Annotated in this window: 10 protein-coding genes; 4 read left to right on the top strand and 6 right to left on the bottom strand. The window is 56.5% G+C overall.

The genetic code is table 11. The features are described from left to right. The gene (locus KGP22_RS10895; protein ID WP_111963558.1) at positions 1-570 is read left to right on the top strand and encodes a hypothetical protein; all 570 of its coding nucleotides are present in this window, start codon (positions 1-3) and stop codon (positions 568-570) included. 40 nt (positions 571-610) lie between these two features. Here KGP22_RS10895 and silA read toward each other — a convergent pair whose 3' ends face one another. From silA to KGP22_RS10915, 4 genes are read right to left on the bottom strand one after another with little or no spacing between them, the layout of a single operon-like run. Next, positions 611-3751 carry a Cu(+)/Ag(+) efflux RND transporter permease subunit SilA gene (gene silA, locus KGP22_RS10900; protein ID WP_223582428.1) on the bottom strand — a complete coding sequence of 1047 codons (3141 nt, stop codon included), beginning with the start codon at positions 3749-3751 and terminating at the stop codon, positions 611-613. A gap of 10 nt (positions 3752-3761) precedes the next feature. Further along, entirely contained in the window at positions 3762-5012 is a 1251-nt protein-coding gene (locus KGP22_RS10905; protein ID WP_223582294.1) for an efflux RND transporter periplasmic adaptor subunit, read from the bottom strand. An 11-nt stretch (positions 5013-5023) separates the two neighbouring features. Next, complete coding sequence (cusF, locus tag KGP22_RS10910) at positions 5024-5365, bottom strand: cation efflux system protein CusF (RefSeq protein ID WP_223582305.1); 342 nt, start codon at positions 5363-5365, stop codon at positions 5024-5026. 28 nt (positions 5366-5393) lie between these two features. Continuing rightward, positions 5394-6779, bottom strand: a complete 1386-nt coding sequence (locus KGP22_RS10915) for an efflux transporter outer membrane subunit (protein WP_223582308.1) — start codon at positions 6777-6779, stop codon at positions 5394-5396. A 162-nt stretch (positions 6780-6941) separates the two neighbouring features. On the opposite strand from KGP22_RS10915, the gene KGP22_RS10920 reads away from it, so the two are divergent. Further along, positions 6942-7625, top strand: coding sequence for a copper/silver response regulator transcription factor (locus tag KGP22_RS10920; RefSeq protein WP_111963563.1), 684 nt, complete (start codon positions 6942-6944; stop codon positions 7623-7625). After that, positions 7615-9069, top strand: coding sequence for a Cu(+)/Ag(+) sensor histidine kinase (locus KGP22_RS10925; protein ID WP_149366924.1), 1455 nt, complete (start codon positions 7615-7617; stop codon positions 9067-9069). The genes KGP22_RS10920 and KGP22_RS10925 overlap by 11 nt, the downstream gene beginning before the upstream one ends. Before the next feature lie 4 nt (positions 9070-9073). Here KGP22_RS10925 and KGP22_RS10930 read toward each other — a convergent pair whose 3' ends face one another. After that, positions 9074-9979, bottom strand: a complete 906-nt coding sequence (locus tag KGP22_RS10930) for a LysR family transcriptional regulator (RefSeq protein ID WP_223582310.1) — start codon at positions 9977-9979, stop codon at positions 9074-9076. Positions 9980-10096: 117 nt separating this feature from the next. On the opposite strand from KGP22_RS10930, the gene KGP22_RS10935 reads away from it, so the two are divergent. Then, the gene (locus KGP22_RS10935) at positions 10097-11512 is read left to right on the top strand and encodes an MFS transporter (protein ID WP_223582312.1); all 1416 of its coding nucleotides are present in this window, start codon (positions 10097-10099) and stop codon (positions 11510-11512) included. 31 nt (positions 11513-11543) lie between these two features. On the opposite strand, the gene KGP22_RS10940 is transcribed toward KGP22_RS10935, so the two are convergent. After that, entirely contained in the window at positions 11544-12539 is a 996-nt protein-coding gene (locus KGP22_RS10940; protein WP_127730926.1) for a DUF2891 domain-containing protein, read from the bottom strand. Positions 12540-12546 lie beyond the last annotated feature (7 nt).

Genomic DNA, 12546 nt, shown 5'->3' on the forward strand with positions numbered 1-12546 from the left:
ATGTTTAAAGTTTTAACCCGTCGCCTGCAACACTGTAACGAGGTGGCTACCAGCATAAGCAATACCTCCCCGACACAGCTGCAACAGCTAAAGACTCAGTTGGCTGAAGAAATGGGCAAACCTGTGGGTCTACACACCATGGGTATTCCGGCGGCAATAAGTACTCTCGGGGTAATTGTTAGCTTCGCGATTCCTCAGCTGTGGTTGGGCTATGGCGTATTCGCCGCACTCGGCCAGCCAGCCGAACGTGTATTCGTGTGGATTGTGCTGATCGCCCTACTGTTCGCAGGCATCAACGGCGTGACGATGTTTATGATTGGCAAAGGAAGCATGCGCGCCGTGCGGTTACATCTTACGCTGGCGGTGATAAGTCTGGTATTAACGGCAGCCTATCTGCTGGCCGCGCTGAGCGGTAGCGCTGCTCCGGGCGTCAGTCTGGCCGCTGCGATGGTGAGTACCGTCATGCTGGGGCTTAGCGGCAGCTGCATCTTCTCTACCGCTTTCTATAAGATGCTGCTATTTACTCTGCATAACAGAGCCTGGCGCAAACTGATCAGCAAGGCGCGCTAAGCATTCATCACGTAAAAACCCGCCGCTAACGGCGGTTTTTTTATGGTTTTTTAAGCCTGCGCAACCAAATCAACTTATACGCCGCAGGGATAATAAACAGCGATAGCAGCGGAGCCGTGATCATGCCGCCAATCATTGGCGCCGCTATCCGGCTCATGACTTCTGATCCGGCACCGGTTCCCCAGAGAATGGGCAGCAGACCGGCAATAATCAACGCGACGGTCATCGCCTTTGGCCGCACGCGCAGCACGGCGCCATGATAAAGGGCGTCATCAAGTCCCTGTACGATGAAGGTTTCCCGATGGGATAACTTCGGATGCGCTTCAACGGCATGACGCAAATACATCAGCATGACCACCCCAAATTCTGCCGCCACCCCTGCCAGAGCGATAAAGCCGGTGCCGGTTGCCACAGACATATGGAAACCCTGCCAGTACAGGAACCATATCCCCCCGACCAGCGCGAACGGCAGACTCATCAGGATCAGCAACGCTTCATCCACGCGACGGAATGCCAGATACAGCAGAATGAAGATGATCATCACCGTCATCGGTACCATTAGCTTCAGTTTCTTATTGGCGTGCTCAAGCAGTTCAAACTGTCCAGAGAATGCGACGCTGGTGCCCGGTCTCAGCTTTACGTTCTGACTAATAGCAGTCTTAATGTCGTTCACCACCGACACCATATCCCTGCCGCGGGCATCGATATAAATCCAGCTCGCAGGACGGGCATTCTCCGTTTTCAGCATCGTAGGGCCGGAAACGACGTTGATATCCGCCACATCGCCCAGCGTGATCTGCTGTTTCATCGGCGTCAGGATCGGCATCTGCCTCAGCGCGGTCGGGCTGTTTCGGTAGTCCTGAGGATAGCGAATATTAATCGGATACCGTGCGACGCCTTCCACCGTTTCTCCCACCGTCGCCCCGCCGATGGCCGTGGAGACGAACAGCTGCACGTCGCCCACCGTCATCCCGTAGCGGGAGGCTTTTTCCCGGTTGATATCAACGTCAATGTAGCGCCCGCCTTCCAGACGTTCAGCCAGGGCTGACACCACGCCCGGCACCGTTTTGGCGACTGCCTCTATGCGTTGCGCCGTGGCGTCGATATCAGCCAGAACGGTACCTGACACCTTGATACCAATGGGGCTTTTAATCCCGGTTGAAAGCATATCGATGCGGTTGCGGATGGGCGGAACCCAGAGATTCGCCAGGCCAGGCAAACGAACGGTCTTGTCGAGCTCGTTAACGATCTTGTCAATCGTCATGCCGGGTCGCCACTGATCCTCAGGCTTAAGCTGAATGGTGGTTTCGACCATTTCGAGCGGCGCGGAATCCGTTGCCGTTTCGGCTTTGCCGGTCTTGCCGAAGACAGAGGCCACTTCAGGGACTGTTTTTATTAACTTGTCCGTGGTCTGTAAGAGCGCGGCCGCTTCTGCCGGAGACACACCCGGCAATGTTGATGGCATATACAGCAGATCGCCTTCGTTGATCTTTGGCAGGAACTCGCCGCCCACCTGGCTAAGTGGCCAAATAACCGTGAATATGGATAAGGTCGCAACCAGCAGGGTGGTTTTTGGCCAGTGGAGCACCCTGATCAGAAGCGGATGGTAGGCTTTAATAAGCAACCGGTTCAATGGGTTACTGGTCTCTGCGGGGATTTTACCCCGGATCCAGAATCCCATCAGGATGGGGATCACGATGATGGCCAGCGCGGCCGCCCCCGCCATGGCGTACGTTTTCGTGAAGGCCAGTGGACCAAACAGCCGCCCTTCCTGTCCCTCGAGGGTAAAGATGGGAATAAACGACAAGGTAATGATCAGCAGGCTGATAAACAGCGCGGGGCCAACCTCTACAGAGGCGTTGGTGATCACCTTCCAGCGGGTGGCGTTATCAATCGGCTCCCCCGGGTGGCGGTGGTCCCACTCTTCCAGCCGTTTATGCGCATTTTCAATCATCACGATGGCGGCATCCACCATCGCGCCGACGGCAATGGCAATGCCTCCCAGCGACATGATATTAGCGTTCAGCCCCTGGAAATGCATAACGATAAAGGCAATACACAGGCCAAGCGGCAGAGAGATAATTGCGACCAGCGCAGAGCGGACGTGCCACAGGAACAGCGCGCAGACGATGGCCACCACGATAAACTCCTCAAGAAGCTTGCCGCTCAGGTTGTCGATTGCCCGATCGATGAGCTGGCTGCGATCGTAGGTAGTCACAATCTCAACGCCTTCCGGCAGGCTGGCCTTCAGCGTCTCCAGCTTGTCTTTCACCGCCGTTATGACCTCGCGCGCGTTTTTACCCGAACGCAGGATCACCACGCCGCCCGCCACTTCACCCTGCCCGTTCAGCTCGGCAATACCACGGCGCATTTCCGGCCCCGTTTGTACGCGGGCAACATCACGCAGGTAAATCGGCACGCCGTTCTCACCGGTTTTCAGGACGATGTGATTGAAATCATCGATGGTCTGCAGATAGCCGCTGGCCCGCACCATATATTCCGCTTCCGCGATTTCTACGGACGATCCCCCCGCTTCCTGATTAGACGATTCAAGAGCCTGCTTAACTTCCGGCAGGCTGACGCCGAACTGCGCCAGCTTTAACGGGTCAACCTGAATCTGATACTGCTTCACCACGCCGCCGACGGAGGCCACTTCGGCCACGTTCGGGATCGTTTTCAGCTCAAACTTCAGGAACCAGTCCTGCAATGATCGCAGCTCGGCGAGATCGTGTTTTCCGCTGCGGTCCACCAGCGCATACTCAAATATCCAGCCCACGCCCGTGGCGTCCGGGCCGATTTCCGAGCTCACGCCGGCAGGGAGTTTGCCCTGAACCTGATTCAGGTACTCCAGCACGCGCGAACGGGCCCAGTACAAATCGGTGCCATCTTCGAAAATGACGTACACGTACGAATCACCAAACTGCGAAAAGCCGCGCACTGTCTTTGCGCCGGGAACCGACAGCATGGTGGTGGTGAGTGGATAGGTCACCTGGTTTTCAACAATCTGCGGGGCCTGGCCGGGATAGCGGGTTTTGATAATCACCTGCACGTCAGACAGATCGGGTAAGGCATCGACCGGCGTGTTAATAATCGTCCATGTGCCCCAGACGCTGAGGAACAGCGCCCCCATCATGACCAGGAAACGATTGGCCACTGACCGTCGGATAATCCATTCAATCATCATCGTCTCCTTAATGGCCTGAATGCGCGTCGTCAGCGGCTTCAACGTGGCGCATGCGCTCCAGCGCACCGGTAATATTGGCCTCCGAGTCAATCAGGAACAGACCGCTGACCACCACCGACTCCCCCTCCTCCAGTCCGCTACCAATGCCGGACTGCTGCTGAGATTCATGCAGAACGCGGATCCTTTTCGGCATAAAATTCCCGTTCGTATCAACGGTAATAACGCGCTGCTCTTTGCCGGTATCAATAACGGCCTGAGACGGAATGAGCAGCATTTCCTGACTGTGGGTATTCAGCTTCAGGTAGGCATTCATGCCAGGTTTCAGCAGCTCATCCTTGTTGGAGACCTGCAGGCGCAGCTGCAGCGTACGGGTGGTTGGATCCACGCTCGGCAGAAGACTCCATTTTTCAACCGGGAAGGATTTATCCGGCCAGGCCGGTATCGAAACAGCAAACTGCGAGGTATCTTTCAGCAGATAAGCAATGGACTCAGGGACCGCCGCACCGATCCAGACCGGATCCATCCCCTGAATTTGTGCCACCACCTTTTCTTTCGAAATATTCATCCCGGTACGGAGGTCAAAGGCCGTAATCACCCCGTCGATCGGTGCCTTGATGGTAAACCGTGTCTGGATCGTGCGGGTCTCACGCAGCCTCTGAATATCCTCATCCGGCATACCCGCCAGCCGAAGCCGTTCCAGAACCCCTTTGATTTGCGTCGGCGTTCCGCCGGTGCCGGATAACAGCAGAAACTCGCTCTGCGCCTCTACCCAGTCCGGAATGGTAATATCAATCAGCGGCGTGCCTTTCTTTACCTTATCGCCCGTCGTCAGCGGGTAGACTTTCTCAACGAAGCCTTCCGCGCGCGCCTGCACAATGACAAACTGATAGTCGTTATAGCTGACATTGGCCGGGATCGTCTGGGCATAATTCAGCGTTCCGCGCGTCACTTTTTGCGTTTTTAATCCTAAATTCTGGACCTGCGTCGGATCGATACGGATACCGCCACCGCTTTTATCGTTATTTTCGTCCGCATATTTCGGGACCAGATCCATATCCATAAATGGTGATTTAACGGGCTTGTCGAATTTCACGTCAGGCTTCATCGGGTCATACCAGAAAAGGACCTTTCTTTCCGCAACGCTATTTGCTGTTTTTTCAGATGAATAAAGTGTCTGCCATGCCGTCACGGATATCAGCCCTCCCGCAATAAGGCTGCTGACTATCATGGCTGCATATTTTATTTTGAATGAGGCCATGCCGTTTCTCGCTATTTAATGCTCTTCAGTAAAGAGATATTGCCCTGCTGAACAAATGAAAAATCAACATGACTGCCGACTTTCAATGCATTGATACTCTCGTCAGCCTGAATAAAGGTGAAACGCATGGTCATCGAGGGCCAGCCAATCGCCGGGATCGCTTCATGAGAAATCGTGACTTTTTTATTCGTGAGATCAATATCCTTCACGATGCCGGTCCCGGTGATGAGCTGCTCTGAGGTCGCTTCGCTGGTAGAGTTCATCCCCTCGTGCTGATGAACCTCAGCCTGGATGCTGGCAGAAAACACAATGGAGGTCGCTCCGAATACAATGGCCTTAAGAGAATTGCGCATGCTTATTTTCCTGTTTAATTAAATAACGTTATTCGACCCAACCGCCGCCAAGCGCGGTGAAGAGATTAATTTCATTAACCTGCCTGGCATAAATAAGGTCGAGAATATTTTGCTGTGTAGCGAAAAGAGAACGTTCCGCGTCCAGGACTTCGATATAGCTGACTGCACCACTGGAATATAGCCCACCTGCACGTTGAAGAGTGATGCGGAGTGAATCAAGGTACCGCTGCTGCGCAGCAAGCTGCTGGTTGATGCTGTCCCGCAGCGCGAGCGCGTCGGCAACCTGTTTGAATGCGGCCTGTATTTTTTGTTCGTAATTAATAACCGACTGCTGCTGGCGAATTTCGGCCAGCTTCAGGTTTGCCTTATTCCTGCCCGCATTAAAAATGGGAATGTCTATTTTAGGGATAAAATTCCACATCCCGCTGCCCGCGGTAAACAGGCTGGATAATTCCGTACTGCCAGTTGAAAGCCCGCTGGTTAATGATATTGACGGGAAAAAGGCGGCACGCGCGGCGCCGATATTCGCATCGGCCGCTTTAAGCTGATACTCCGCTTCCAAAATGTCCGGGCGCTGCAGCAGTATCGCTGAGGAGAGATGAGGCGGCAGTTTTACCGGCGCAACGTCGCTGGCGTTCATGCCGCTCTCGCCCGGGAGCGCGCGATACGTGCCGAGGACCAGCTGCAGGGCATTATTGGCCTGCGCCAGCTCTCCCTCTCTTTTGGCAATCTCTGCCTGCGTGCTTTCGATCTGTCCCCGGGCCTGTTCCAGCGCCAGCACGTTCGTACTGCCCGTCACCAGCTGTTGCTCAACGAACGCATAAGACTGCCGGTAATTTTTCAGTGTATCCCGCGCGATACGCAGCTGTTTAAACGCCAGCTGCTGGTTGAAATAACTCTGTGAAACGTTAGAGACGAGCAGGATATGCACCGCGCGACGGGCCTCTTCGCTGGCGAAATAGTTTTGTCGGCCGGCCTCGCTCATGTTCTTCAGCTTGCCGAAGAAGTCGAGTTCATAGCTAAGCTCAAAACCCGCGTCGTACTGTTGAGAGGTCGGTTTGTCACTTTTCAACCCACCGCTGTAGATGATACCCGAGGAGGCATTCAGCTGTGGATAACGATCCGCATCCGTCACGCTGAACTGCGCCCGTGCCTCTTCAACCTTCAGAGCGGCCATTTTTACATCGCGATTATTGTTCAGCGCTTCTGTAATCAGCCCGGCTACCTGCGGGTCGACGAAAAAGTTGCGCCACCCGGTGTCCTGATACCCCACCACCGCAGGCGTCAGGCCGTTGCGCGAAAGTGAAAACTGCTGGGGTACCGGTGATGCCGGGCGCTGGTATTCGGGGGCCAGCGAGACGCAGCCCGCCAGGATAAATACCGTACTGATGCTGAGTCGTTTTAACAGGAACATAGCGGTTCAAATGAAGTCCAGAGTATTTTTAGGGCTACTCTACTGAACGCTTCCTGTTTGACGGGTGACGGGATAATGACAATGTTGTCATTTTTAACGTAAGTCATTGTGAACGGTTGCGGGCTCCATAGAATGTCATCAGCAGCCAGTCAGGGGAGCAAGATGAAAATACTGATCGTTGAAGATGAAATGAAAACCGGTGAGTACCTCAGCAAGGGGCTCACTGAAGCGGGGTTTGTCGTGGACCACGCTGTTAATGGCCTGAACGGCTACCATCTCGCCATGACCGCTGAATACGATCTGCTGATTCTGGATATCATGCTGCCCGATGTGAACGGCTGGGACATTGTCCGCATGCTCCGCTCTGCCGGCAAAGGGATGCCCATACTACTTCTGACGGCTCTCGGTACGATTGAACACCGGGTTAAGGGGCTTGAGCTGGGCGCGGATGACTATCTGATTAAGCCTTTCGCCTTTGCCGAGCTGCTCGCCCGGGTCAGGACGCTGTTGAGGCGCGGAAATACGGTGATCGCCGAAAGCCAGCTTCAGGTGGCTGACCTGACGGTTGACCTTGTGTCGAGAAAGGTCAGCCGAGCCGGAAGCCGCATCCTGTTAACCAGCAAAGAGTTCAGCCTGCTGGAGTTTTTCATGCGTCATCAGGGAGAGGTGCTTCCCCGTTCACTGATTGCCTCCCAGGTATGGGACATGAATTTTGACAGCGACACAAACGCGATTGACGTGGCGGTAAAACGGCTTCGCGCGAAAATCGATAACGATTTTGAACCGAAGCTGATCCAGACGGTGCGCGGCGTGGGTTATATGCTGGAGGTCCCGGATGCGCGTTAAGCCCCTCCGACGCCCGTTCTCGCTTGCGCTGCGGCTGACCTTTTTTATCAGCCTCTCCACGATACTGGCCTTTTTCGCCTTTACCTGGTTTATGCTGCATTCCGTTGAAAAGCACTTCGCCGAGCAGGATATCAGCGACCTGCAGCAAATCAGCACCGCGATGCACCGCATCCTGCAGTCACCGGCCGATCCTGACCAAAAGAAAATCAGCAAGATCAAAGAGTCGATCGCCAGCTACCGCAACGTGGCCGTCCTGCTTCTGGATCCGCAGGGCAATACCCTGTTCAGCTCGGCGCAAGGAGCGGCACTGCGCCCCGCGATGAACACGGCGAACTTTAGCGAACACCGCCGCGCGCAGGATGTGTTTCTCTGGACGGTTGAAGGCCCGGCCGACCCCATGCACGGCGGGTCCGACATGAAAATGGAAACGTACCGGATTATCGCCTCCTCAGGCACGGCGACGCTGCAGGGCAAAACGCAGGGCTACGTGATGCTGATCGGGCTCTCCATTAATTTTCATCTGCACTACCTTGAGGCGTTGAAAAAAAACCTTCTGGCGATTGCCGCCGTTATCAGCCTGCTGATTATTCTTGTCATCCGCATCGCCGTGCGCCAGGGACATTTGCCCCTGCGTAACGTCAGCAACGCTATTAAAAACATCACCTCCGAAAATCTTGACGCGCGGCTGGAGCCGTCCCGCGTCCCCGTTGAGCTGGAGCAGCTGGTCATCTCCTTCAACCAGATGATCGAAAAGATTGAAGATGTTTTTACCCGTCAGGCTAACTTTTCCGCCGACATCGCGCACGAAATCAGAACCCCCATCACCAACCTGGTGACGCAAACGGAAATCGCGCTGAGCCAGAACCGTTCTCAAAAGGAGCTGGAAGATGTGTTGTACTCCAGCCTCGAAGAGTACAACCGGATGACCCGCATGGTCAGCGACATGCTGTTCCTTGCTCAGGCGGATAATAATCAGCTTATACCGGATCGGGTGATGTTTGATTTAAGCGGCGAGGTCATGAAGGTGTTTGATTTCTTCGAAGCCTGGGCGGAAGAACGCCACATCGCTCTGAAATTTAACGGGATGCCCTGCCTGATAGAAGGCGATCCGCAGATGTTCAGGAGAGCAATCAATAATCTGCTCTCCAACGCCCTGCGCTATACGCCGGAAGGGAAAACGGTAACGGTCTCCATCAGAACACAGGATAACAACGTTGAGCTGGTGACAGAAAACCCCGGTACGCCGATCCCGCAGGCGCATCTGTCGAAGCTGTTTGACCGTTTTTATCGCGTCGACCCGTCCAGGCAGCGCAAAGGCGAAGGCAGCGGAATTGGGCTTGCCATCGTGAAGTCCATCGTCACGGCGCACAACGGAAAAGTTCGCGTGGAATCGGATGCGGTGTCGACGCGCTTCATCCTCACCGTGCCGGGAAAGGTTGCCTGAGCGCTCAGCGCACGGAACGGCACACCTCCAGCACTTTCTCTCTGAGCCACCGGTGCGCCGGGTCCTGCTCCATGCGCGGATGCCACATCTGTGACACCGTAATGGTCCTGGTTTTAAAGGGCAGTTCAAAGACGTGTACGCGCTCGGTCATCGGCTGATTGAGCAGGTACAACGCAGGCACCATGGCAATCAGATCGGAGGCCAGCGCCACGGATAACGCCGTAGGAAAGCCGGGCACCACGCTGGCGATCTTGCGTTTCATCCCCCGTTCTGCCAGCGCGTCATCGACAGCCCCATGCAACGATCCGTTCGGAGAGGCTACAACATGGCCCCATGCGACATAATCGTCAAGGCTGACATCATGCCGTAATGACAGCGGATGCCCCTTGCGCACCGCGCCAACAAACCGATCCTGAAAGAGCCTTTGCAGCCGTATTTCAGGCCCCATATTGTTCTGCACGCCAATCTCCAGGTCGACAAGCCCCTCGCGCAAATAGCGCGACGTTTTTTCAGGTTTCGGCGAAAAACGAATACAGACGTCGGGCGCCACCTCCGCCACCGCCGCAATAAGTAGTGGCCCAAATGCCACCACAAAACCGTCGTTGGCCCGGATGGTGAACAGCCGTTCGAGATTTTCCACCTTCAGCGTGTCGGTGGAGGGCTGCAGAACCGCCCTTGCCTCGTAGACGGCGCTTCTGGCGCGGTCCCGGGTGGCTTCGGCCCAGGGCGTCAGCACCATATGACGACCGGCCCGTACAAGAATAGGATCGCCGGTCACCTCCCGCAGCCGGCTCAAGGTGCGGCTCATGGCGGAGGTGCTCAGGTTCAAACGTCGCGCCGCGCCCGCCACGCTGGCTTCTGCCAGCAAAACGTCGAGCGCAACCAGAAGGTTAAAATCAGGATCGGACACGATGGCTCCTCAGATATGGCGTTACGCGCAATGATTAAGTGCAAATGCTGCGTCTTCCGCCCTGTATACCGCATGATTATAGTTTCGTCATCACGATTCTTTTTCGGAGTAACGACGATGACGCTCTTTTCAAACCAGCCTGGCGATGAAGGTTTACCCGGGCATGAACGCGCCCGGGTCCTGGCCGCCGTTATGACCACCACGCTGATGGGCGTCTTTGACGGCACCATGATCAACATCGCGCTCCCCTCTATGGCAAGGGCGATGCAGGTCTCCGCGAACGTTGCGGTCTGGTTCGCCAACGGCTATCTGCTGTCAGCGGCGATGACGCTGGCTATTTTCGCCGCGCTGGCGGCGCGCGTGGGCTATCGCCCGGTCTTTCTGAGCGGACTTGCCACCTTTACGCTCACCTCACTCGGCTGCGCGCTGGCAACAACGCCGGAAATGTTAACCGGGATGCGGATCCTGCAGGGCATCGGCGGGGCGGCGACCCTGAGTATCGCCCCGGCGATCCTGCGTTCGGTTTTTCCTGGCCGACTGCTTGGCCGCATTCTGGGGCTGCACGCCCTGCTTATCGCCTCCAGCACGGCGATTGCTCCTGTGCTCGGAGGAACAATACTGGACGCCCTGAGCTGGCAATGGCTGTTCGCCATTAACCTCATTCCGGGCAGCATCGCCCTGATGCTGGCATGGCGGGCCTTACCGCGGGAATCGGCCGTGGACCGAACTCCCTTTGACGCGCCGGGCGCCGTGCTCTCCGCCGTCCTGTTAGGTTCCGCGATCATGCTGGCCGACAGCCTTCAGCACGTGGCGCAACAGATTAGCGCGCAGGCCATCTTCTGGGGCGTTCTCGCGCTGGTCAGCGCCTTCGCCTTTACCTGGCGGATCCGGCGTGCGCAACATCCGTTACTGCCGCCGGTGATGTTCAGAAACGGGCGCTTCACCCTCGCCGCGCTGACCTCGCTGGCCTCGTTTGTCAGCCAGGGGATCACGTTTGTCGCGCTGCCGTTCCTGTTTCAGAGCGTATATGGCTACAGCCCTGTAGTGTCCGCGCTGCTGTTCACCCCGTGGCCGATTGGCATCGTACTGATCGCGCCGCACGCGGGTCGCTGGGCGGATACCATTTCCGCGCCGCTGATCTCGACCCTCGGGCTGATCGTGTTTGTTGGTGGGCTGGTCCTGCTGGCGACGTTGCCGGCAAATCCTTCCGTATGGAATATCTGCCTGCGCAGCCTGGTTTGTGGGATTGGGTTTGGCTGCTTCCAGAGTCCCAATAACCGGGAAATGCTCTCTAACGTGGCGCGGGAATATGCCAGCTATGCCTCTGGCGTGCTTTCTATCGTCAGGACATTCGGCCAGTGTCTCGGTGCCGCCGCGGTGGGGGTGCTGCTGGCTGTGACGACAGGGTCAGATCATCAAACGCTTGATGACCGGGCCGTGCATCTGGCGCTGTGGATTGCGGTGATTGCCTCAACGGGATCGGTCTTATTTAGCCTGAGCAGGCTGCGCCCTGCGGTTCGGGCATCGGCTTAACAGGCTGCGCCTCACGGCGCAGCGCGTTTATTTACTCCAGCGCCAGCAGCGCAAAGCTCGCCAGCCAGTGCCCGCCGCTGTAGTGGCTGCCGACCACATGCTCAACGCTTGCGGCCAGATGTTTAGTCACTGCCTCGCGCAGCGCCTGCTGCGCCGGATGGTTAGCGGGAAGCGCTTTGGCAATATGCTTCATACACCACGCGCGGCTGAGGTTTAATCCGTCGAGATGGGCAATTTTCGGGTCGGTGCGATCGCTCACTTCCGCCGGATTCATCAGCGCCGTAACGGCACCCACCTCCGGGAGAAACGCGTCAAACCAGGCCGGGAAGTCTTCAGACACTTTGCTCATCAGCAGCGCCTCCGTCAGCGCGCCGGAAATATACTCGTCTCCGCCGGGCTCATAATGAGCCGGATAGCGCGTGTCGGCGAGATAAAACCGCTCCGCCGCTGCCACAATCGCCTGTTCAAGCGCCTTGTCTCCCACTGCGCGACCGTAATCGAGCGCCAGCGCGAGGGCAAACGCGGTGTTGTAGTGCGTCCCGACGCGGATCGGATAGGTGAGCTTGCCGAGGTAATCCACCAGCCGGTTGCGAATGTCCTGAGTTAACGGCTCCAGCATCTGATACCAGCCCGCGGCCTGCGGCAGCGACGACTGTTTCAGCTCCTGGGCCAGCGCAAGCAGCCAGCCGTAGCCATACGGCCGCTCAAACGAGGCGCGGAACGGAGCGGTGAAATAGGCCAGTTCCTTCGCCACGTTCTCTTCGGTTATGTGCTCGTCAAAAAGCGCGACGATCGCATCCCGGCAAGGTAATTCTGGATAGAGCCGCACGCAGCGCAGCAGCAGCCAGTAGCCGTGCACCGCCGAGTGCCAGTCAAAACAACCGTAGAAAATGGGATGCAGCTCGCGCGGCGGCAGAACGTCACCATCATCATTCAGCAGGTGCATGATGTGGTTCGGGTATTCCTGGCGCAAATAGGTCAAAGGCATGCGGGCAAACGCGTCGGCCTGATCTTGCGTTAATTCCATGACAGCT

The sequence above is a fragment of the Enterobacter sp. JBIWA005 genome (genome assembly GCF_019968805.1).
Classification (GTDB): domain Bacteria; phylum Pseudomonadota; class Gammaproteobacteria; order Enterobacterales; family Enterobacteriaceae; genus Enterobacter; species Enterobacter vonholyi.